The organism is Rheinheimera tangshanensis, assembly GCF_014645135.1.
Classification (GTDB): Bacteria; Pseudomonadota; Gammaproteobacteria; order Enterobacterales; family Alteromonadaceae; genus Pararheinheimera; species Pararheinheimera tangshanensis.
The window spans coordinates 618,001-640,591 of the sequence record NZ_BMLH01000001.1 but is presented as its reverse complement, the minus strand read 5'-3'; the positions used below and the strand labels follow the sequence as shown (position 1 = coordinate 640,591).

Annotated in this window: 15 protein-coding genes; 5 read left to right on the top strand and 10 right to left on the bottom strand. The window is 46.9% G+C overall.

The features are described from left to right. Nucleotides 1–43 precede the first annotated feature (43 nt). Nucleotides 44–841, top strand: coding sequence for a response regulator (locus tag IEW88_RS02890; protein ID WP_147902820.1), 798 nt, complete (start codon nt 44–46; stop codon nt 839–841). Nucleotides 842–879: 38 nt separating this feature from the next. Here IEW88_RS02890 and IEW88_RS02885 read toward each other — a convergent pair whose 3' ends face one another. From IEW88_RS02885 to IEW88_RS02870, 4 genes are all read right to left on the bottom strand, one after another. Then, nucleotides 880–2,553 carry a M28 family metallopeptidase gene (locus tag IEW88_RS02885; RefSeq protein ID WP_147902821.1) on the bottom strand — a complete coding sequence of 558 codons (1,674 nt, stop codon included), beginning with the start codon at nt 2,551–2,553 and terminating at the stop codon, nt 880–882. Between the two features lie 42 nt (nt 2,554–2,595). After that, nucleotides 2,596–3,894 (bottom strand): amidohydrolase family protein, encoded by a 1,299-nt coding sequence (locus tag IEW88_RS02880; RefSeq protein WP_147902822.1) that lies wholly within the window; start codon nt 3,892–3,894, stop codon nt 2,596–2,598. Nucleotides 3,895–3,905: 11 nt separating this feature from the next. Next, entirely contained in the window at nt 3,906–6,989 is a 3,084-nt protein-coding gene (locus IEW88_RS02875; RefSeq protein ID WP_147902823.1) for an amidohydrolase family protein, read from the bottom strand. 86 nt (nt 6,990–7,075) lie between these two features. Then, a complete protein-coding gene (locus tag IEW88_RS02870; RefSeq protein WP_147902824.1) occupies nt 7,076–10,069 on the bottom strand; it encodes a bifunctional diguanylate cyclase/phosphodiesterase in 2,994 nt (997 codons plus the stop codon). Between the two features lie 107 nt (nt 10,070–10,176). On the opposite strand from IEW88_RS02870, the gene IEW88_RS02865 reads away from it, so the two are divergent. Beyond that, nucleotides 10,177–10,629 (top strand): c-type cytochrome, encoded by a 453-nt coding sequence (locus IEW88_RS02865; RefSeq protein ID WP_147902825.1) that lies wholly within the window; start codon nt 10,177–10,179, stop codon nt 10,627–10,629. Nucleotides 10,630–10,733: 104 nt separating this feature from the next. Here the strand turns inward: IEW88_RS02865 and IEW88_RS02860 are convergent, their stop codons facing one another. Next, the gene (locus IEW88_RS02860) at nt 10,734–11,375 is read right to left on the bottom strand and encodes a cytochrome b/b6 domain-containing protein (RefSeq protein ID WP_147902826.1); all 642 of its coding nucleotides are present in this window, start codon (nt 11,373–11,375) and stop codon (nt 10,734–10,736) included. Nucleotides 11,376–11,435: 60 nt separating this feature from the next. Between IEW88_RS02860 and IEW88_RS02855 the strand changes: the two genes are divergently transcribed. After that, a complete protein-coding gene (locus tag IEW88_RS02855) occupies nt 11,436–13,787 on the top strand; it encodes a penicillin acylase family protein (RefSeq protein ID WP_147902827.1) in 2,352 nt (783 codons plus the stop codon). Nucleotides 13,788–13,955: 168 nt separating this feature from the next. Continuing rightward, nucleotides 13,956–15,122 (top strand): chorismate mutase, encoded by a 1,167-nt coding sequence (locus tag IEW88_RS02850; RefSeq protein WP_185148507.1) that lies wholly within the window; start codon nt 13,956–13,958, stop codon nt 15,120–15,122. A 45-nt stretch (nt 15,123–15,167) separates the two neighbouring features. Here the strand turns inward: IEW88_RS02850 and IEW88_RS02845 are convergent, their stop codons facing one another. Further along, nucleotides 15,168–16,574 (bottom strand): MBL fold metallo-hydrolase RNA specificity domain-containing protein, encoded by a 1,407-nt coding sequence (locus IEW88_RS02845; protein ID WP_147902828.1) that lies wholly within the window; start codon nt 16,572–16,574, stop codon nt 15,168–15,170. 119 nt (nt 16,575–16,693) lie between these two features. Between IEW88_RS02845 and IEW88_RS02840 the strand changes: the two genes are divergently transcribed. Beyond that, a complete protein-coding gene (locus tag IEW88_RS02840) occupies nt 16,694–17,584 on the top strand; it encodes an LOG family protein (protein ID WP_147902829.1) in 891 nt (296 codons plus the stop codon). 18 nt (nt 17,585–17,602) lie between these two features. Here the strand turns inward: IEW88_RS02840 and IEW88_RS02835 are convergent, their stop codons facing one another. The 4 genes from IEW88_RS02835 to tyrA all read right to left on the bottom strand — a co-directional run bounded on the left by IEW88_RS02835 (nt 17,603) and on the right by tyrA (nt 22,584). Continuing rightward, a complete protein-coding gene (locus IEW88_RS02835; RefSeq protein ID WP_053423254.1) occupies nt 17,603–19,870 on the bottom strand; it encodes an arginine/lysine/ornithine decarboxylase in 2,268 nt (755 codons plus the stop codon). Nucleotides 19,871–20,173: 303 nt separating this feature from the next. Further along, nucleotides 20,174–20,380 carry a head-tail connector protein gene (locus tag IEW88_RS02830; protein ID WP_053423255.1) on the bottom strand — a complete coding sequence of 69 codons (207 nt, stop codon included), beginning with the start codon at nt 20,378–20,380 and terminating at the stop codon, nt 20,174–20,176. Nucleotides 20,381–20,515: 135 nt separating this feature from the next. Beyond that, nucleotides 20,516–21,214 (bottom strand): monofunctional biosynthetic peptidoglycan transglycosylase, encoded by a 699-nt coding sequence (gene mtgA / locus IEW88_RS02825; protein ID WP_147902830.1) that lies wholly within the window; start codon nt 21,212–21,214, stop codon nt 20,516–20,518. A gap of 224 nt (nt 21,215–21,438) precedes the next feature. Then, entirely contained in the window at nt 21,439–22,584 is a 1,146-nt protein-coding gene (gene tyrA, locus IEW88_RS02820) for a bifunctional chorismate mutase/prephenate dehydrogenase (protein ID WP_082335667.1), read from the bottom strand. Nucleotides 22,585–22,591: the final 7 nt, after the last annotated feature.

The window sequence follows — 22,591 nt, the reverse complement described above, 5'->3', positions numbered from 1 at the left end:
CCTTTTATACCCAAGATACCCAAGCGGATTAAGCGAGCGTCTGATGCAACAACTCTCCCCTTCTGATTTATCTATCCTGTTGATTGAACCTTCAGATGTTCAACGCAAAATTATTATCAAACAGCTGGCCGAAGAAGGCGCCACCCAGGTCAGTACAGCAGACAACATAACAACAGCCATGCAGCAGCTCAAACAGCATAAAGCCGATCTGGTGATCAGCAGCTTGTATTTTGAGCAAGGAACTAGCCTGGAGCTGTTAGCAAAACTAAAAAACGATGCAAATTTAGCGGACGTGCCTTTTGTGCTGATTTCGTCTGAAACTAAAAAAGCCCAGCTGGAGCAGTTTAAACAATCAGGTGTTGTGGCGATTTTACCTAAGCCTTTTAATTCAGTGCAGCTAGGCAAAGCCTTAAATGCAGCTATCGACTTGTTAAGTCCGGCCGAACTGGAACTGAGTTTGTTTGACGTGCACGATGTGCGGGTGTTGGTAGTGGACGACAGTCGTCTGGCTCGTAATCATATTAAACGTGTACTGCAGAATCTGGGCATTCAGCATTTAACTGAAGCAGAAGATGGACAACAAGCCATTGAGCTGCTGCAAAACAACATGTTTGATTTAGTAGTGACCGACTTTAATATGCCAGAAGTGAATGGTCAGGAGCTGACCCAGTATATTCGTGAACACAGCCAACAAAGCCATATTCCAGTCTTGATGGTGACCAGTGAAGCCAATGAATCTCATCTAGCCAACATAGCTCAGTCCGGTGTAAATGCACTTTGTGATAAGCCGTTTGAACCTGAGACAGTGCGGGCTTTATTAAGCCGCATTATGGAACACTAAAAAAAGAAGGGTCAGAGCTTGCACTCTGACCCGTCAGATTACTTCTGTTGGTTGTAGTCTTTGCCAAAAATCTTGCCAAAGAAACTGTCTTTTAACCAGACAGGACGCTGTGGATTATTCGCCACTTGCGTAGTGATACCAAAGTTAATGTCGGCAAATGTAGCACCAGCATCATAACGAATAGCACCAAAGTCAGCGGTTAAACCCGCTTTATCATCCGTTGGCTTGTGGTAATGTTTGGCAAAAAACTTGCCCCAGACTTCGCCACCTTTTTGCTTTGGATCTTTGGAAGTAAAACCTGTCATCAGGAACACGGATGGCACGCCTTTTTGCACTAAAGTGTAGTGGTCTGAACGGGTAAAAATAGCCTGTTCAGGCATAGGATCCGGGCTTTGGGTAATACCAACAGCAGCAGCTGCGTTATCTACTGTTGCACCTAAACTGGAGTGATTGGCGCCAAAAGCTACGATGTCAGCAAAAGGATACAACAACACAGGCATATCGATATTGACGTTCGCTACCAGCTTGTCGATAGGACGGGTTGGATAATGGGCAAAATAGTCAGCACCCAACAAACCTTTTTCTTCCCCTGTTACCGCAACAAATAACAAAGAACGTTTTGGCCGCTGCGCTTGCTGAGCAAATAAACGCGCCGTTTCCAGCATAATGCTGACGCCGGCGGCATTATCCATCAAGCCATTATTGATTTTGTCTTTACTGCGCACATCGTTGGAAAACCCTATGTGATCCGAGTGCGCTGTTATAACCACATACTCATCTTTAAGCTTTGGATCTGAACCTGGTAATACCGCAGCCACGTTTGGGCTGGTGATATCTTCAGTGGTAGATTCTCGCTTTAAATTAACCGTACCTTCCAATGCAAAACCTGTCGGCACCTTTTCTGCGGCTAAGTCAGCAAAAATATCGTCCAGAGAACGACTGGCTCCTGCAAATAATACTTTAGCTGCATCAGGGTGCAGATAAGCAGAACCTGTTAAGGACTCAAACTCACCTTCGGCTTTGCCATCTTTATGCAACCAGCGCATACGAGGGCTGGTCAGATACATCAGGCTGTTGGCATAAGGCCGTACTTTTTCTTCTGAAGGAGTATGCAAGGTGATCACACCGACAGCACCACGTTCAGCGGCGTTTTCGGCTTTTAAACTTTGGATATGCGCAGCTTCCTCGCTTGGTAAGGACTTAGGACGACCACTGAGCATCACCACTATTTTGCCTTTCACATCCAGATTAGCGTAATCGTCCAGATTAAATTCTTTCGACACCAGACCATAACCAACAAACACCAAAGGCGCTGTTACATCTACTTTGGCATGTAACGTACTGGGACCAGTGAAAAACTGCTTTGGATACTCAAAGTTTGTGGTTTTGCCATCTTTAGTCAGCGACATTTTGGCGCTGCTTTGCACCAGTAAAGCTTTGCGCATAGGTACAGACTGAAAATAGCCTTGTTCCCCTGCTGGCTCTAAACCTAAACCTGCCAGTTGAGTGGCAATGTAATTAGAGGCAATTTGATGACCACGACTACCAGTGTCACGGCCTTCTAAGCTGTCATCGCCTAAAAAGGTCATGTGAGCTTCGATGGCTTTCGCGCTGGCTTTGGGCTGCACAACCACAGAGGAAGGAGCAGTGGTGCTTTGACAACCCGCCAGCACCAGCATGGCGGATAAAGCACTGACTGACATCAGTTTCATAAAGTTTCCTTAAAAAATTCAGGGGCTTTCGCCCCTGACTGTTTAGTTTTTAGCCTGGTAACGCTGCTGATATTTATCATGCAGTTGTTTATGTCTGCTGTTTAAATCCACAGCGCGACCATCAATCCACATGTACCGAACTTTGTGTCCCAGATAATCAAAAATATCACCATCAGACACCACCAGAGTGGCCGCTTTCCCCACTTCGATGCTACCGATTTTATCAGCTACACCAGCAATAGCCGCTGCATCAAGTGTAACAGAACGTAACGCCTGCTCAGGACTCAAGCCATAGCTAATCGCCTGTCCTGCGGCAAAAACCACGTTGCGGGTATCCCAGTAGCCGTCCAGTGATAACGCAAACTTCACACCTGCTTTAGCAAGCAGTGCAGGCGTCTGGAACGACTGGCTGGTCGCTTCATCGGCGCGCTCAGGGATGCCATAAGGTGAGGTGTAGATCACAGCTACATTAGCAGCGGCAAGCTGTGGCGCTATACGCCAGGCATCACGCCCTCCTACTATCGTCAGTGCAAAACCGTACTGCTGGGCAAACTTCATGGCTTGCTCCATCTGACGCTCGTCATTGGCATGCACAAAGACCGGCAATTCGCCTTTAAACACCGGGATCATCGCCTGCCAGCGTGAATCGACAGGCAGTTTTACACCTTTGCCGACAGCGTCAGCATAAGCTTTTGCTGTTTTGAAGTAACCTTCCAGTTCCGTCATGGCCTTTTGACTGGCTTTACGAATGTCTTCCGGCTTTTGTGGCCGCCATGGGCTTGGCATTACATCAGCACGGGGCCATTTGATATGTAAGGCTACTGAATCTACCACTGTGGCATCAGTCCAGTTCCAGGCATCCAATTGCATCAATGCCGACTGGCCCATGATCAGAGAGCCATTTGGATAGACCAGGCTGTAACTAAAACCATTAGCGCGAATCGTAGGGACTACTTCGGAGTCAGCGTTGTAAGCGACCTGAGCTTTGATATCCGGGTTGGTATTGGTCACTTCTGTGGTGTCATCTGTTGACCGTACTGCTTCAATTTCGGTTAAACCCAGCTGATTCGCTAAAGCGACCAGACCTGGATACAACTGCTTACCTTGTAAAGACAGCACTTGTGCGCCAGCTGGCACTGCTAAATCTGCGCCTATAGCGCTGATTTTACCGTCCACCAGTAAGACATCAGTATCTTTTAAGACACCATTGGTCACAGTATGCACAGTGGCATCCTGTAACAGGATAGCCTGACGTTGTGCAGGAGCTGGCGCTATATCATTAGCCTGTGCCGTTACACAAAGTGCTGCCGTCATCAGGGTAAAAAGTTTAGAAAATTTCATGACGGACTCCATTAATGCTGGTGATCAAAAGCAAGGGATAACACGTCATGGTTATCCTCACAGTGCCAAACCGGGTTATTGGCTTTGTAGGACGCGCCAGAACCTGCTTTTTCATCATCAGAAGATTGCAGCACCTTCTGGATCAGCTGTTGTTTTTCACTGGCCACTTGCTGTTGCAGTTGCTCGTCTTTCGTCAGTTGATAATAAGGTGTACCTTCAATCCAGGTTTGTTGGGCACGGGCGTACACAGACAGTGGATGAGCAGACCACAAGACGAAGTCAGCCTGTTTGCCCTCTTCGACTGAACCCACTTTTTCATCAATTTTTAACTGCTTCGCTGGATTAATAGTCACCATATTCAGCGCTTGTTGTTCATCCATACCACAGTAGACCACAGCTTTGGCCGCTTCCTGATTCAAACGACGCTGTAAATCCGGGCTATCTGAGTTGACGCTGACCAACACGCCTTGTTGTTGCATTAAACAAACGTTGGTTGGAATAGCATCCTGCACTTCCATTTTATAAGCCCACCAGTCGGCAAAAGTAGAAGCGCTGGCACCATGTGCTTTCATCTCGTCCGCGACTTTGTAGCCTTCCAGAATGTGGGTGAAAGTGGTGATGTTAAAGCCCATTTCCTCGGCTAATTTGATAATCATCAGAATTTCAGAGGCCACATAAGAATGTACATGGATAAAACGTTCTTTATCCAAAATTTCAACCAGGGCTTTTAAACGATAATCCAACCGGGGTGGTGCAGTTTTACTCTGCTCTGAACTGGATAAATCCTCATACTCCGCCCATTGTGCTTTGTATTCTTTGGCAGCCTGGAAGGCATCACGAATAATAGTGTCGACACCACTGCGGGTTTGTGGATAGCGGGTGACAAAGTCGTCGCCCCAGTTGGATTGTTTGACGTTTTCACCTAAAGCAAACTTGATGCTCTCAGGCGCACCTTTAAACTTCAGTTGCTCTGAATTATCGCCCCAACGCAGCTGAATAATTTGTGCCTGACCACCAATAGGATTAGCACTGCCGTGTAACAGTTGAGCTGTAGTAGTACCACCAGCTAAACCACGATAAATATTGATATCATCCGCATCCAGTACATCACCAATCCGCACTTCGGAGGTAACAGCGTCTGAACCTTCATTCACGCCCTGATCAATGGCGATATGCGAGTGTTCATCGATAATACCTGCGGTTAAGTGCATGCCGGTGGCATCAATCACCTGAAAACCAGACGGAGTGGATAAATTTTTACCAATTTTGACAAACTCGCCGTCCTCTACCAGCACATCGGTGTTTTCTAACTTACCTGCTTTGGCTGAAGTCCAGACTGTGGCATTTTTGATATGCACATTTTGCTGTTTGGCTTGTTCAGTCACGCCAAAAGCCCGATTAGGGGTCGTCAGTTTTGATACTAACACAGGTTTTTCTGGGGCTTTTTTCTGCTCAACTTTGGCAACAAGGGGTTGCTGCAGACTACTGATCGCAACAGTATTGCCCTCTGCAGTGACTAACTTGCCTTGCAAGGTTTTACCTTTGAGTTCGCCGCTGAACTGCGCTATGCCTGCTCCCTGCCCTAAAGCTTTTAGATCCAGAGCAAACTGCAGCTGATTTTTTTGTACAGCCACATGTTGTAACTTACTGGTTTTATCGCCCAGCTTGACTGTACCCTCGACTGAGCCTTTTTTATCTGTCAGTTCTAACGGCAAGCTGCTGCCATTGACATTCAACTGATAGGTACCGGCAAAAACAGGTAAATCCATAGCTGTGAACTGTTGTTGCTGACCACGCACCCAGGTCGCTACTATTTCACCATCAGCAAATAAATCGCCTTTACTGACCACTAAATCGGCTTGATAACCTTCAGCAATTTTACCTATCTGTTGCTCCATCCCCAACCATTTGGCCGGTTCGGTCGTCAGTGCGGCTAAAGCTTTTTGCTGACTTAAGCCATAAGACACAGCTTTACGCAGGTTTGGCCAAAATTGTTCTGGTTTTTCCAGTTTATGCAGTGTCAGCGCAAAAGGCACTTTGGCCTGCTCCAATACCGCAGCATTAGCTGGCGCTCTTTCCCAGTGTCGTAACTGTGCTAATTCCACATCCAACTGATCATTCAGTTGCTGTACTGCAGGTGCTGCAGGAAAAGCCAGAGGCAGTATAAGCGGACGGCCCGTTGCTTTGATTTGTTCAATACGACTGTACTCATAGCCTGAAGCGATCAGAGCCGCTTTATTCAAGCCAAATTCTTTTAACAGCTTATCCGCCCGTAACAAGGCCTGATCGTCAGCAGCTTCAAACACCAGCCCCTGAGTCTTTAACTGGCCTAATGCCGCTAAATCAGCATTAAATTCAATGGCTTGATTGTAAAAACGCCAGTTGCCTTTGCCGTAAGCCTGACTGTACCAATTGGCATCCGCCAAGGTCTGACGAATAAGGGCTATGCTGCCCATCAAGGACGATGGATAACTTTGTACCGAAGTCCCTTTGCTAAAGGCCATAAATTGGTTGGCCTGTGCCCGCATCACAGCTTCATTCGGCAAACCCTGCACTAATGAGGCAACAAAAGCCTGGCCACGAAAAATACCGTCAAAACGACCGGATTGCACTGTAGTAAAGCCCTGCTGCTGATAACTTTTTGCCTGTTCAGCATCAGGTTTAAATTCACTGACCCACTGCTGGCGAGCATGAATAGCGGCATTGCTGGCATTGCCACCTTTGCGGTCATTGGTATAATTCGGCTTGCGACCGAATTCGAAGCCATTGCCCTTTTCCGCTTTGGGCAAGCCATACTGACTGTATAGATCGATAAAACCCGGATAAATAAAATAGCCGCTGGCATCTATCGTCTGGTAACCAGCCGGTACATCCGCTTTATTTTGTATTTTGCTGATTTTACCGTTGCTGATAAGCACAGTCGCTTTGTCCAGCCGTTTGCCAGGTTCTGTGATCACTGTGGCATTGGTTAAAGCGTAAAGTTGCGGAGATTTATCACGTATGCCCTGAACGGGCGTGGTTTGATCCGCCGAAGCTGCAGGCAATAGCGCGCAAAGCATTGCCGTACTGCACAAGGACAGTCTTAGTTTGATCATGGATGTTTCCTGGTTTTGTTGAGGTTTTGCCCTGTACACTGACGAGGAAAAGCATGCAGCAAAGCGGGCTTAGTCCCAACTACAGATTACAGTGGCGTTTCCCCTATTAATAATGGTTGATAACTCAGGTTATATAAGTCCTGCTCTGCTCTTGGCATGCTGAAGTAATAACCTTGTACCAGATAGCAAGCATTGTTTTTCAAGAATTCAACCTGTTCTTTGCTCTCTACCCCTTCTGCCACCACCCTCAGGTTCATTTTTTGCGCCATCGCGATAATGGCCGCAACTATGTCCATGTCATTGGTGTCATTCGGAATATCTTTAACAAAAGAACGGTCGATTTTCAGCTCGTCTACCGGGAATCGCTTTAAATAACTCAGCGATGAATAGCCTGTACCAAAGTCGTCAATAGATAAAGTCACCCCCAGCCCTTTTAACTCATTTAACTGGGCAATAGCCGCATCAGTGTCTCCCATTAACATGGACTCAGTAATTTCAAAGATCAGTTTATCGGGTCGGGCCCCGGTTCTTTGCAATACCCGCTCGACCACTTCGGTCAGATTTTGATCGGTAAATTGCCGTGCCGACAGGTTGATAGAAATGCTGACATCATGACCCCTGGATTGCTGGCGGCTGATAAAACGACAAGCCTCCCATACTATCCATTCACCAATTTCCACTATCAACCCCGTGCTCTCTGCCACCGGGATGAAGCGCAAGGGCGGGATCATCGAACCATCAGGCCGAACCCAACGCAGCAATGCTTCATAACCAATGACGACATTAGTGCGAATGTCTATTTTTGGTTGGTAATACAAGACAAATTGATGCTCGCGTATGGCTTCACGCAGCTGGTTTTCAATCTGTAATTTCTCTTTGGCAGCCTCGTTTAAATCCTGACTGAAGAAATGATAGGTGTTACGACCACGAGCCTTAGCCTCATACATAGCCAGATCAGCATGTTTGAGCAACAGCTCCTCATCAGCCGCATCTTCTGGCGCTATGGTGATACCAATACTGGCGCTGATTGCGACTTCCTGACCTGTTAATTTGACCGGGGCCGCAAAACTTTGCTGCAAATTTTCAGCGATAAGGGCAGCCTGGGCTCTGTCTTTAATCCCGCTTAAGATCACGGCAAACTCATCGCCCCCTAAACGGGCTATGGTATCTTCCTCACGCAAACGACTGATTAACCTGCGGGCCACTTCTTTGAGTAATTCATCACCGGCATCATGACCTAAAGTGTCGTTAATCCGCTTAAATTCATCCAGATCAAAATACAACAAAGCAAAGTGGTAATAACCCCGGGAGGACATGGCAATAGCTTTGCGTAACTGGTCGCGGAAATAACTGCGATTGGCAAGGCCGGTTAGCATATCGTAATAGGCCAGCTGTTCCATTTTACGCTGACTCTCTTTGATAAAAGAAATGTCCTGCATGGCGCAGACATAGTTGCTGACATCCCCCTTTTCATCACGGATAGGTGCTATTGCTAATGACACCCAAAGTTTACGCAGCACATGCTGTAACAACATATCACCGCGCCAGTGATGACGTTCCTGCAAAGTTTGAGCTATCTCTTCACCGACAAAAAACATCTCGGTAGCAAACAATGAGGACAAAGGTTTATGCATCATCTGCTCAGCGCTACAGCCAATCAGTTCCAGCATAAAAGGATTGACATATTCGATGTTCAGTTCTTTATCGGTTAACAGCAATCCAGAGCTGGAAAAAGCCACGGCTTTGGTCAGTTTACGGGTTGCCCGTTCAGCTTGTTCTTTTTCAACAATACGAGTATTTAACCCTGATATCAGTTGATGAATTTCGTCCGCCATACCATTAAAAGCCCGGTTCAGCATGCCTATCTCATCGTCATTCTGATCCAGTGCTATTTGTTGCAAGTCACCACGGCTAATCCGCTGTACTGCAGAAGATAAGCGGGTTAAGCGTTTTAAAATAAACTGATAAATAAAAAATTGCAGGGATAAAGCCACTACCACAGCGACCGCAAGGAAGATTAACATCACATTGTCACGAAAATCTTTCAGGCCAGTCATCACAACCTGTTTATCCTGATACAGAGTCAAGTACCAATCTAATCGCTCTACTTTAGCCGCGGAGATCAGATAGTTAGTCACATCTGCTTGTCGCAGCTCCAGCTGTTTTGGATTTGCAATCACTTGCTGAATAAAAGCGGCCAGCTCCGGACGTCTTGGTGCAACTGAACTATATCTGGCATCAAAGTTTTGCTGCGCGGCTCCCCCCACTGCTACTGGCTTTTTCCCATCCAGTAACAGATGACCTTTTGGGTCAAATAACAGGCTACGTACGCCATTTGAGGACTGCTCAATAGTGGTCAAATCAAGAAACAGTTCATCGAGGACATAGTCACTGCCTGTGACCCCCAGAAATTCATCCTCTGCGTAGACAGGGATCACCAGACTGGTCATCCATTTTTGCCAGATCGGATCGTAATAAAGGGGAGTCCAACGAGGCAGACGACTGGGGTTTTGTTCGGGACTTGCGATATCAAAGAATATATCTTTGGTGAAATCATGAGTTACAGGTACTTCAAGAGCCCAGTCGGCAGGAGCTATACGGATCAACCCCTGTTTGGAAATAAAATAAAAATTAAAAAACTCTTCCAGCATTAAAGGCGCCAACTGTTGCCATAATTCTTCGGTTTGCACTAACCAGCGTGCTTGCTGAGCATCTAACTTTGTTTGAGGAATAAAGGCTGCCGATAAATCATCCTGGCTACGCACACTACCGTCTGGCAAAGTTGCAGGTACAGAGGAAGTGACTGCTGTATTTTTCGTTAAGTACCGCACCACTATGTTATTTGCACTGATGGCTTTTTTTTCTCGGGTCAGAAAAGCAGCATCCAATTCACGGGCATATTTTTCAGATTGCAGTTTTAATTGTTGTTTTTCCTGCTCAACTAGTACACTTTGTTGCAATATCAGCACAGCATAAGCAATAGCCGCACTGGCAACTATGGTTAGCATAAATACCAGCAGCGCGAACTTAATGCTAAGGGAATTCATACCTGTAGGTTTGTGAAAATTGACTTCCTTCACATGATTTCCTGAATTGACAGCGACGGGGTTCAGTTGTAATGCTAATGTGGCATACAAAAGCATCAAACCATTATTGCATCAAAATCAAATAAATGAGAATTAAGCCAATGAAAAATCTGTTTATCTTGCTATCTTTGGGTTTATCTTCTGCCGCGGCTCTGGCGGGCAGCGCCTTTACCGACGCCGAAGACTCTGTCACCTACCGCCAACATAGCTTCCAGTTGATCCGGCATAATTTTGTCGATTTAGGAGACATGATGCGCGGCAAAGTGCCATTTGACGCGAAACGTGCAGAAAAACGAGCTGATGCTTTAGCAACACTGACCACATTGCCATGGGAAGCCTTTGAAGTACCTGGTGCTGACAAAGTAAAAAGTGATGCCAAAGCAGAGATCTGGAAAGACTTAAAAGACTTTAAACAAAAAGCAGAGCAATTCCAGGCTGATGCTATAGCCTTGCAAACTGCAGCTAAGTCTGGCGATCAGGCCACCATTAAGCCTGCTTTTGGGAATTTCGCCAAAAATTGCAAGGCGTGTCACGACCAGTACAAAGCCGACTAATATCTATCCTTCGTCTTTGAAGCCGCAGCTTTGTTGACTGCGGCCTCTCGCCTCGCTGCAACTCCAATGACCTTGGATATATCCTTAGAAGCTACCGTTACACATCACCACTGCTGATACAAAGATACACCTTGCCAGAGCGCAAAAATCCCGGCAAACACCATCACCAGCAGCAGGTACCAACCCGTTGATTTCACTTTAGGTTGCTGTACTTCAGTTTGAAGCTTGCCATGCAGCATAGCGCCTAAAACACCGTCTTTTTTAAATCCATGCACCAAAGCTGCAACCACGTGCACTGCAATCAGCGCCAATAGCAGATTAAAGTTATTATGATGAAACCAGGAGGCAAAAGAGGACCAGTCAGAGGATACCGCACTATACAAGGGGCCTTCGGTCATTACATCATCTGTGGTCATTAAGCCGGAAATAAACTGCAAGGCTAACAACAGCATTAAGGTCAGACTCATATAACCGGACAAGCCTCTATGGCCGATACCATGTTTAGCTTTGTTCCACATCTGTACCAACTGCAGCGGACTTTGCAGGAAATGGCTAAAACGAGCTGTCTCACTGCCAACAAAACCCCAGAGAATACGACTGATCAAAAGTGCTGCTAACGAATAGGCAAAAAGCTGATGCAGCACCAAATACCCCTGCTCAGCGCTAAACCATAAACCAACCAGCAACAATAACTGGCTCCAGTGATAAATACGAATGGCCTTATCCCATAACTGAATCACTTTCATCTTCTTATCGTCCTCTATTATGATAAGTTATTGATTTTACCCTATTGGAAGCAAAAACCTATGCTTTGGTTTAAACGGATTTCGGTCGGCTTACTGACTCTGATACTGCTGGTGGTTGGTTTTCTATACTTTGTGCTTCGCAGCAGTTTGCCGCTATATGAAGGTGAATTGCCTGCAGAGGTCAATCAAAGTGTTGCGATCAGCCGGGATGCTCAGGGTTATGCCAGTATCGAAGGCGAAAACCGCAATGATGTGGCTTATGCCTTAGGTTTTGTGCATGCACAAGAACGCTTTTTCCAAATGGATTTATTGCGCCGCAATGCAGCTGGTGAGCTGTCGGAACTGTTTGGCGAAATGGCGTTGGAGCTGGATAAAAAACGCCGCATTCACAGATTCAGAGCCAAAGCAGAATGGGGGTTTGCTGCCTTACCTGCTGAGCACAAAACACTACTACAGCGATATACCGCAGGGGTGAATGCAGGTTTAGCTGAACTGGGCTGGCCACCTTTTGAGTATGGCTTGCTAGCTCAGACTCCGCGTAACTGGGTTGAAGCTGATTCCTTTTTGGCGCTCTACAGCATGTATCTGGATTTGCAGGGGGCTGAAGGCAAAGACGAATTAGCTATGGGCTTGATGCAACAAAAGTTACCCCAGGACTGGTACGACTTTTTATTTCAGCACAGCCCGGACTGGCAAGCTGCTATGGATGACAGCAAAGTTAGTCTGACACCTATGCCGAAGTCCAGCTACCCAGCCGTATTAGCTGGACAAAAAACCGCCTGCACAGACTGCTCCTTGCATGACAGCACAGATATCGGCAGTAATAACTTTGCCGTCTCAGGCAAAAGAACAGCAGATGGCCGGGCTATTCTGGCCGATGATATGCATTTAGGCATTCGGGTGCCAGGCACCTGGTTTAAGGCCCAGCTGAAGTGGATAGAAAACGGAGAAGCCTATGAAGTTGCAGGGGTCAGCCTGCCAGGCACTCCGGCTATAGTAGCGGGTAGTAATGGTCATATCGCCTGGGGTTTTACCAACAGCACCGCAGATTGGTCTGATGTTATAGCGCTAAAACTGGATGAGAAAGCTGAGAAATACCAGACTACAGACGGCTGGCAGGAGTTCAGTTATCAGAACGAAGTGATTAAGGTCAAAGGTCAGCCCGATGAATTGGTGCTACAAAAAGAAACCATCTGGGGCCCGGTTTTAACACCTCCTTTTCAGAATTATGCTTACCGCTGGGTGGCGCATGATCCACAAGGTGCCAACTTTAATTTAATAACACTTGAGAAAAGTAAAGGCGTAAAAGAGACGTTAAAACTGGCCGCCAGTGCCGGAGTTCCGGCGCAAAACTTACTGGTGGCAGATAAAGACGGCGCAATTGGCTGGACTTTGATTGGTGCTTTGCCACAACGCAAAGTACAACAGATGGATACACCGCAAGACTGGAGCAATGGCCAGAATAACTGGACGGGTTATTTGTCACAAAGTGCTTACCCACAAATTTACCAGCCACAATCCGGCCAGCTCTGGACAGCCAACAGCCGAATGATTGGCGGTAAAGATTTAGAGTTAATAGGTAACGGCGGCTATGACCTGGGCGCTCGCGGCCAACAAATCCGGGATGCACTCTTAGCATCCGCGCAGCATAACGAGCAAAGCCTGCATGCCATACAACTGGATCATCGCGCCTTGATGCTCGCTCGCTGGCAACAGCTCTTGCTCGACACTGTACTGACCAAAGATTTTGTGGCAGAACATCAGCTTGAGTCTTATCGGGATTATGTGATGAAAGATGCCAGTCAGGCCAGTATCGGCTCAGTCGGTTATTCGTTGGTGCGGGCCTTCCGGGCTAAAACTCTGGAGCTGACTTTTGCGCCTTTAACGGCGTTACTGGAGCAGAACAAATTATCAGGCCGGGATCTAAAGTTTTCACTGGAAACCGCTGGCTGGGAAATGATCCAGCAGCAGCGTACTGATACCTTGCCGGCTGATTTCAGCTCCTGGCGTAGCCTGTTGCAACAGGCTGTGTTGCAGAGTAAACAAAAATTAGAAACCGATTATGGCAGTTTAGCCAGCGCCAGTTGGGGCAATATCAATCAGAGTGCCATAGTGCATCCTTTGGCAGCTGCTGTGCCCTTCTTTGGTGACTGGTTGAATATGCCTGCTATGCCAATGAATGGCGACAGTCATATGCCACGAGTGCAAAACAAAGTGCATGGCCAGTCGGAGCGCATGGTGGTGTCTCCAGGCAAAGAAGCTGAAGGTATTTTAGTGATCCCGGCAGGTCAGTCTGGTCATCCGTTATCGCCTTTTTATGACGCCGACCACGACTTCTGGTTAAAGGAGCAGCCTTTAGGCTTTTTACCTGGTGAGCAAAAATACTTGCTGAAGTTGCAACCTAAAGCTTGACTTTAGACGTCCAGACTTACTATTGTGGTGACCATGAAACAAATTCAGATCGCTCGCTTTTTTCGCCTCTTTACCACCCCAACGGGGAGGCGGTAAGTCGCGCGCGCGTGATAAACCAAAAAACCTCCCAACATCGGGAGGTTTTTTTTTAGCTTAAAGGACGCTGTTATGAGCATAGATTTAGACCATATTCGCCAGCAGATCAGTAGCACAGACAAAGACTTGCTGCAATTACTGGCCACCCGACGTCAGCTCGCATTAAGCGTAGCCGATGCCAAACTGGCACAAAATAAACCGATCCGCGATCAGAAACGGGAAGAAGAGTTGCTGGTGTCATTGATTGAACATGGTAAGGAATTGGGTTTAGACGCTCAGTATGTGACTAAAATTTACCACGTGATTATTGAAGACTCAGTACTGCAACAACAAGCCAAAGTGCAAGGCCAACTCAATGGCGACAATGGTCCTGTCTGTCGTGTCGCCTTTTTAGGTCGTCAGGGTTCATACAGCTACTGGGCCACGCAAAAGTACTTCACCCGTCGTGCTGAAAAGCTGATTGAAATTGGCTGCGACAGTTTTAACGAAATAGTGCAAGCGGTAGAAACAGGCCATGCTGATTATGCCGTGTTGCCTATCGAAAACACCTCATCCGGCAGCATTAACGAAGTCTATGACTTACTGCAGCATACCCGTTTGTCGATCGTCGGCGAATTGACCCACCCTATAGAACACTGTTTATTGGGTGTGGAAGGCACAGAATTAACTAAAATCCGTCAAATTTGTGCTCACCCACAAGTCATAGCTCAGTGCAGTAATTATCTGCAGGGTTTATCCAATGTCAAAATTGAATACTGCGACGCCTCCTCTGACGCTTTTGAGCGGGTTCGTAAAGCCCAGGACAAATCCGTAGTGGCTATTGGTGGTGAAGAAGGTGGCAAGCTCTATGGATTAGAAGTGTTAGGCCGCGGTTTAGCCAATCAAAAAGACAACGCCAGCCGTTTTATTGTGGTGGCGCGCAAAGCAATAAATGTGGCCAAAGCCATCCCAGCCAAAACCACTTTTATTATGTACACAGGCCAGCAGCCAGGCGCCTTAGTCGATGCATTAACCGTACTGAAACAACACGGTATCAGCATGGGTAAACTGGAGTCTCGCCCTATCCCAGGCAACCCATGGGAAGAGATGTTTTATGTGGATGTATTCGCTAATTTAGGCGATTACGCCATGACCCGCGCTTTGGATGAACTGAACCGTATCACTCGTTTTGTCAAAGTATTGGGCTGTTATCCAAGTGAAGATATCAGCCCAACTGTAGTTCATGTGGATGCGTCATAGTTTACTGAGCTGACCTTTTTCAGCAAAACAGTGGTGGACGCCCCCCTATAGTTTAATTTGTTGACCTTTTTCAGCGATCTGGCAATGCAGGCCGTAATCCATCAGACGGCTTTGCAGCGCTTGTTGAGCTTGCGGTTCACCATGCACCAGATAAAAGCGTGGCTCACCGCCGATCATCCTGGCCCAGCCGATTAACTCATCCTGACCGGCATGAGCAGAAAAACCGCCAATGGTATGGACTGTTGCTTTGACCGCTATATTCTGGCCAAAGAGTTTGACTCTTTTTTCACCATCCACCAGCCGTCGGCCTAAAGTCCCCCTGGCCTGAAAACCAACGAAAATCAAATGATTGCTGCTTTTCCATAAATTGTGTTTTAAGTGATGCACAATACGGCCACCGTTACACATGCCAGAACCTGCAATCACAATAGCACCGCCACTGACCCGGTTTAACGCCATGGACTCTTCCATACTGGAAGCTAGGCGTAGGATCGGCAAAAAGGATTGCAAATCACGAGCTCCAAAGCCATGTAACACCTTCGTATCTTTGCGGTCGAACTCGCTCATCAACTCACTGTAAATTTTAGTGATCTCAATTGCCATTGGGCTATCGAGTACCACCATCTTTTGTTTCAACCGGCCCTGATGGTACAAAAGTCCGAGGTAATACAAAATTTCCTGACTACGACCTAAAGCGAACGCAGGAATAAATACATTTCCGCCGCCTCTGTGTGCTTCTTCCAGCGCATTGGCAAATTCTTCCAACGTATTCTGCAAAGGCTGGTGGTTTCGATCGCCATAGGTACTTTCCATCAGCACCAGATCAGCGGTTTTGACCGGACTTGGATCAGGCATTAGCACTGTGGCAGGATTACCCAAATCGCCGGAAAATACCAACTGGCGCATGGCCTTGCCTTGCTTGACTGCCAGCTGCACTATGGCAGAACCCAGAATATGACCCGCATCCAAAAACTCCAGCTCAAGCCCTTCGCAGACTGTGGTTTTTTGCTGATAGCCTATAGGATGGCAGTAGTCCAACACCTGCTCTACATCCTGTATCCCCATCACAGGATCCAGTAGCTTTTTGCCCTGACGGGCCAACTGCCGGTTTTGCCACTCCAGATCTTTTAAATACAAATGCACTGAATCTTTCAGCAATACACCAAGCAATAAAGCCGTGCCCTGAGTGCAATAAATTTTGCCCTGAAAACCTTTAGCCACCAGCAGCGGCAATAGACCACTGTGATCAATATGGGCATGCGACAGAATCACATAGTCGATATCTTTAGGGCGAAAGGCAAAGCGGAATTTATGCCATTCAGTAATTTGGTTTTCGCCTTGAGTCATACCGCAATCGAGTAAAATTTGCTTCTCTTTGAGCTTTAACAGATAACAAGACCCTGTAACCTGCTCGGCGGCGCCTAAAAAGGTTAAACTGGCATCTAATGGCATTGAGTGCACTCCGGTTGTGGGGTTCTCCCCATGTTATAACTGAATTGAAGTAGTAAAAGATTAGTCCATATCAAACAATATGTTAGTTTATTAATTTTTCCTATCTCCGGAGTCTTTTTATGTCTGCTGATAATCCGCTGTATCAACGCCATCTGAGTTCTGCCCGTGAAGCGACAGAGCAACAAAGTCAGGATTTACTTGAGCATCCCTCTTACAAGCTGGCTTTTGCAGATAATGATTTTTTGATGCAGGACGAACTACGGCATGTACGTTTGCAGTTGGAGTACTTGAAACCTCAGTTGATCCTCGAGCAACATCAAATCAATGCGACAGTTGTTGTCTTCGGCAGTGCTCGTTTTGTTTCACGTCAGCAGGCTGAACAGATGATTGCTGTAGCCCAGACTAAATTGACCCAACAGCCGGATGCTGTAGCACTGCAACAGCAATTGAGAGAGGCTCAGCGACAGCTGAAAAACAGTGTCTATTACGAAGCTGCGGCCGAATTTTCAAGATTAGTCACTCAGCACAGCAAAGATTGTCCAGATAGCTCTCTGATGATTATCAGTGGTGGTGGACCAGGTGTGATGGAAGCCGCCAATAAAGGCGCTTATCAGGCAGGTGGTCAAAGTATTGGTCTGAATATAGTGCTGCCGCACGAGCAAAAACCTAACCCTTATATCACATCAGAGTTTTGCTTTCGTTTTCACTATTTTGCTATTCGTAAAATGCACTTCTTGCAACGAGCACGAGCTTTAGTCGCCTTTCCCGGAGGTTTTGGCACTCTGGATGAGTTGTTTGAAACTTTGACCTTATTGCAAACCGGCAAAGCCAACACAGTACCCGTAATACTTTACGATAAAAGCTTCTGGAATCGTTTGATTAACTTCGACATGCTGGTCGAGGAAGGATTAGTTAAAGCAGAAGATCTGGAGCTTATTCAGTTTGTTGATACACCAGAGCAAGCCTGGCAAGCGATTTGTGATTGTTATCAGCTGGGCCAGAGTCTTTGACTCTGACCCAGTCATCCGTTATTGCGCTTTTACACAGTCGACAAAATATTCTGTTTTGCCGTTGCGCTCTTCACTGACCAGACCGTGAATATAAGTCTCAAAGCCCGGGAAACGACCATTAAATTCGCGGGCGAATTTCAGATAGTCCACTATCACAGTGTTGAACACTTCACCCGGCACTAATAGCGGGATACCTGGTGGGTAAGGCGTTAACATCACAGCGGTAATACGGCCGATCAGATCATCCAGCGGCACCCGATCCAGCTCTTTGTGTGCCATGGCAGCAAAAGCTTTGGATGGTTTCATTGCTGGTACCAGCTCAGATAAATACATCTCTGTGGTCATCTTGGCGACGTTGTTTTCGCGGTAGATCTGGTGAATTTGATCACACAAGTCCTTTAAACCAATACGTTCGTATTGAGGGTACTTGGCGATAAATTCCGGCAATACCCGCCACAATGGCGCGTTTTTATCGTAATCGTCTTTGAACTGCTGCAGCGCTGTCACCATGGTATTCCAACGGCCTTTGGTAATGCCGATGGTAAACATAATGAAAAACGAGTACAGACCGGTTTTTTCAATGACCACGCCGTGTTCGGCCAGATATTTAGCCACAATAGCAGCAGGAATACCTGACTCATCAAAATCACCGTCGACGTTTAAACCTGGTGTCAAAATGGTGGCTTTAATAGGGTCGAGCAGGTTAAAACCTTCAGCTATATCACCGAAACCATGCCAGCTCTCGCCCGCTTTTAACATCCAGGCATCGCGGTGATCCAGACCTTCGTCTGTTAAATCATCCGGTCCCCACACCTTAAACCACCAGTCATCGCCATATTCATCGTCGACTTTGCGCATAGCTCGGCGGAACTCCAGAGCTTCGTCCAGCGACTCTTCTACTAAGGCTGTGCCACCTGGTGCTTCCATCATGGCTGCAGCCACATCACAGGAGGCAATAATGGCGTATTGCGGACTGGTCGAGGTATGCATCAAATAAGCTTCATTAAACAGATGCTGATCCAGCTTGTTCTGCTGCGCATCCTGCACCAGGATCTGTGACGCCTGTGAAATACCAGCTAACAGCTTATGTGTCGACTGAGTCGAGAACACCATCGAAGTTTCACAACGTGGACGGCCTTCCCCTATCGCGTGATAATCGCCATAGAAATCATGGAAAGCGGCATGAGGTAACCAGGCTTCATCAAAGTGCAGGGTTTCAATTTCGCCATCCAGCAGCGACTTAATTTCCTCGACGTTATACAAGACGCCATCATAAGTCGACTGAGTAATAGTCAAAACCCGTGGTTTAACATCCGGATTTTGTTCCAGTTTTTCACGGCAAAATGGATTGGCCAGCATTTTCTTACGAATGGTCGCAGGTTCAAACTCACTGCGTGGGATAGGGCCAATAATGCCGTAGTGGTTGCGCGTTGGCATTAAAAATACCGGCACAGCCCCCGTCATCATAATGGCGTGCAAAATAGACTTATGGCAGTTACGGTCAACCACAACTATATCACCCGGAGCCACTGTGGAGTTCCAGACAATTTTGTTGGAGGTAGACGTGCCATTGGTGACAAAAAACAAATGATCCGCATTAAAAATACGAGCCGCATTGCGCTCTGAAGCCGCCACAGGACCTGTGTGATCCAATAACTGACCTAACTCATCGACCGCATTACAGACATCAGCCCGAAGCATGTTTTCACCAAAAAATTGGTGGAACATCTGACCCACAGGCGATTTTAAAAAGGCGACGCCGCCTGAGTGTCCAGGACAATGCCAGGAGTAGGAGCCATCCTGTGCATAGTTGGTTAAAGCGCGGAAAAACGGTGGAGCCAGGGTATCTAAATAACTTTTCGCTTCACGAATAATATGACGCGCCACAAACTCTGGCGTGTCTTCGTGCATATGAATAAAACCATGCAGTTCACGTAAAATTGCATTAGGGATATGGCGAGAAGTACGGGTTTCTCCGTACAGATAAATTGGAATATCCGGATTGCGATGACGGATTTTATCAACAAAACCTTTAAGGTTTTCCAGCACCGATTGGCTGTCTTCCACAGAGCCGCCACCAAATTCTTCGTCATCAATAGACAAAATAAAACCGGCGGCCCGGCTTTGTTGCTGAGCAAAAGAGGTCAGGTCACCATAACTGGTGTAACCCACCACATCCATGCCTTCAGCCTCAATGGCTGCAGCCAGTTCACGAATGCCTGAACCACTGGTATTTTCGGATCTGAAATCTTCATCAATGATGATCAGAGGGAAGTAAAAACGCATGGAGTACCCCAAGCCGGTTAAAAGTGCGCAAAGGATACTTTATTTTGCAGAAAATTCCTCTAATCCGACCTGTTTTTCCTGCAGAAAAATCACAAATTACCCAAATAAGATAAAAAATCGGCTGAATACGTATTCACCAGAGCAGAAGCGCGGGGTGTCACAGAACGGACACAGCGTTTGGGCATCTTAGCTATGGCTGTAGCAAGACGCAGCTCTATTCCTGTTCTATACCCAGCGCTTCAGGGACTGCATGCAGTCCCTGCTTTTTTGCATTTTTATTTCTACCATCGCAACACCGCCCACTTAAATACCTGAATACTCAGAACCCTGAATGGCATAATGCTCAGGATTGTATCCAGCTTCGATTAAAAGCTCGATCATCTCATCCTCGCAGACGCCAACAAAACGCAGGTGCTGCGTTGCATCCTCGATGCTTTTCCCTTGCTGTAAATCGGCCTGGATAGTTTTTATATGCACAGAGCGCATAAATTCAGATGTTCTTTTGCCCATGATCAAACTCCGCTTCAACTCTTCAGTTGCAGCAGATCCTAAACAGCCTGAGCAAAGTTTGCAGCGAAAAAGCGTTAAAAATCAGAAATCTTCATCGAACAGTCACATCATAGTCATGAAAAAGTCATACTAGATTTAATTATCAGCAAAGCGCTGTTCTATCGGGGCTAATTGCCTCATTTGTTTTAAAATCCATTGCTGGCGTTTGTAAACATAAGGCGAGGGACTTTGTACTTTAAAACGCAGTGGATTAGGCAAAACAGCGGCTAGCAATGCTGCCTGATGGCGACTCAACTTACTGGCGGGTCGTTTAAAAAATTTCTGCGCGGCAGCCTCAACCCCAAAAACTCCGGGACCAAACTCCACACTATTTAAATACACTTCTAAAATGCGTTCCTTGCCCCAGGTTAGCTCAATCAAACCAGTAAATACAAGCTCCAGCCCTTTGCGAAACCAGCTGCGGCCCGTCCATAAAAACACATTCTTTGCAGTTTGTTGGCTAATGGTGGAAGCGCCACGCACTTTCTGGCCTCTGCTGTTGTACTCCAGTGCCTTTTCTATAGCTGCGGTATCAAAGCCATAGTGATCCGGAAACTTTTGATCTTCAGCCGCCACGACCGCTTGTTTCATCGCAGCGGAAATTTGTTCAAAAGGCACCCAGTCATGCTGTAATTCATAACTTTTATGATTATTCCACAGCGCCTGAATTTGCCGTTCAATCATTACTCCAGTGACGGGAACTGGTACAAAGGCAAGTAAAATCACCAGACTCAAGGCCAGGATCACCAGATATTTAACAACGCGAAGCAGCTTACGAAACCAAATTGAAATCAATGACTTTCCATACAGATAAAAGTGTTCATCAGATTTGAGTGTAAAGCTCTCCAATAAAATGAGCCAGCTTTAGTTGCTGTATCCCTTTCACACTTGAAGCCGCAGCATTGTTGGCTGCGCTACTCGCCCCAATCGCATAGTGTATCTATGCTCACGGGGTCTAGCTCACTTGCCGCCGCACTGCAACTCCAATTGCTTTGGGTATATAACTGAAAAGACTTAATTTAACTACGTTCGTCCGAGGCTTTTTGTAGCAAACGGCGACTTTCCTGCAAAAACTGATCAGCCAAGGGTCCAAAAAACTGCTGGCCCTTGGCAAATTCAGCCATTAAACCTGCTTTGTCCCTTGCCGCTAACAAGTGTGATAATTGATTAAACCTGTGCTGATAACGCTGCAATAACCCCGTGACAGCACTGGAGGACAACATAATGTCAGCGTAAAGCTCAGCATTTTGTGCAAAGAGTCTGCCCACCATCGCCAGCTCCAACCGGTAAATAGGGGAACTTAATTCCAGCAACTGCTGTAAATCAGCCCGCTCTTCGGCCAAATGCACGCCATAAACTAAAGAGCTAAAGTGACGCATCGCCTGAATAAGTTGCATCAATTCATCATGCTGCTGGGCAGATTTTTCAGTCAGTACAGCGCCCCAAACTTTAAACTGCTGGATCAGCCACTGGTAGTGTTCAACATTACGCCCATGACTGACGACCACTACTTGCTTGGCGATGTTACTGATATCAGGACCAAACATAGGATGCAAACCCACTACGGCTCCGCTGTGTTTGGCCAGCATGGCAGTCAAAGGCCCGGTCTTGGTACTGGTTAAATCAGCCAGCACTGTGTCAGCATCTAATTCAGGCAACTGAGCTATAACCTGTTCAGTCACGGCAATAGGCACTGCGATCAGTATCAAAGCTGCGCCTTGCACCATAGCTTTTGCCTGATGCCAGTTATCTTGTTCCAACACTTCCACGCTGTAGCCTGAACGCTGAAATAAACTGACAAAACGTTGACCTAAAGCACCTGCCCCGCCCACTACAACAACTTTGTCTCCTTGGGTACGGCAACAAACAAAGCCTGCTTCCTGCGTCTGATACGACTCGCGCATCACCCGGCGTAATACATCTTCAATCAAATCGGCTGAGACACCCGCCTGCTCGGCTTGCTGCCGGCGCGCTTTAATCAAGGACTGTTCACGTTCAGGCACATACAAAGGCAAAGCATAAAGCTGCTTTACCCTGCCTACTTCTGCGGTCACTGCAGCTCTTTTCGCCAACAATTCAACCAATTGACTGTCCAATACATCGATTTGCTGACGCAGTGGCAGCAGAGCGGTCATTGGCTCAGCCGTATTTAACGCATCATTCATATTTTCT

Bases quoted from the DNA above. Each gene is read 5' to 3' on its own strand.
- IEW88_RS02830 (WP_053423255.1), bottom strand. From the start codon at position 20,380: ATGGGCAAAAGAACATCTGAATTTATGCGCTCTGTGCATATAAAAACT.
- IEW88_RS02860 (WP_147902826.1), bottom strand. From the start codon at position 11,375: ATGAAAGTGATTCAGTTATGGGATAAGGCCATTCGTATTTATCACTGG.
- IEW88_RS02890 (WP_147902820.1), top strand. From the start codon at position 44: ATGCAACAACTCTCCCCTTCTGATTTATCTATCCTGTTGATTGAACCT.
- IEW88_RS02840 (WP_147902829.1), top strand. From the start codon at position 16,694: ATGTCTGCTGATAATCCGCTGTATCAACGCCATCTGAGTTCTGCCCGT.
- IEW88_RS02885 (WP_147902821.1), bottom strand. From the start codon at position 2,553: ATGAAACTGATGTCAGTCAGTGCTTTATCCGCCATGCTGGTGCTGGCG.
- IEW88_RS02875 (WP_147902823.1), bottom strand. From the start codon at position 6,989: ATGATCAAACTAAGACTGTCCTTGTGCAGTACGGCAATGCTTTGCGCG.
- tyrA (WP_082335667.1), bottom strand. From the start codon at position 22,584: ATGAATGATGCGTTAAATACGGCTGAGCCAATGACCGCTCTGCTGCCA.
- IEW88_RS02850 (WP_185148507.1), top strand. From the start codon at position 13,956: ATGAGCATAGATTTAGACCATATTCGCCAGCAGATCAGTAGCACAGAC.
- IEW88_RS02855 (WP_147902827.1), top strand. From the start codon at position 11,436: ATGCTTTGGTTTAAACGGATTTCGGTCGGCTTACTGACTCTGATACTG.
- IEW88_RS02880 (WP_147902822.1), bottom strand. From the start codon at position 3,894: ATGAAATTTTCTAAACTTTTTACCCTGATGACGGCAGCACTTTGTGTA.
- IEW88_RS02835 (WP_053423254.1), bottom strand. From the start codon at position 19,870: ATGCGTTTTTACTTCCCTCTGATCATCATTGATGAAGATTTCAGATCC.
- IEW88_RS02845 (WP_147902828.1), bottom strand. From the start codon at position 16,574: ATGCCATTAGATGCCAGTTTAACCTTTTTAGGCGCCGCCGAGCAGGTT.
- IEW88_RS02865 (WP_147902825.1), top strand. From the start codon at position 10,177: ATGAAAAATCTGTTTATCTTGCTATCTTTGGGTTTATCTTCTGCCGCG.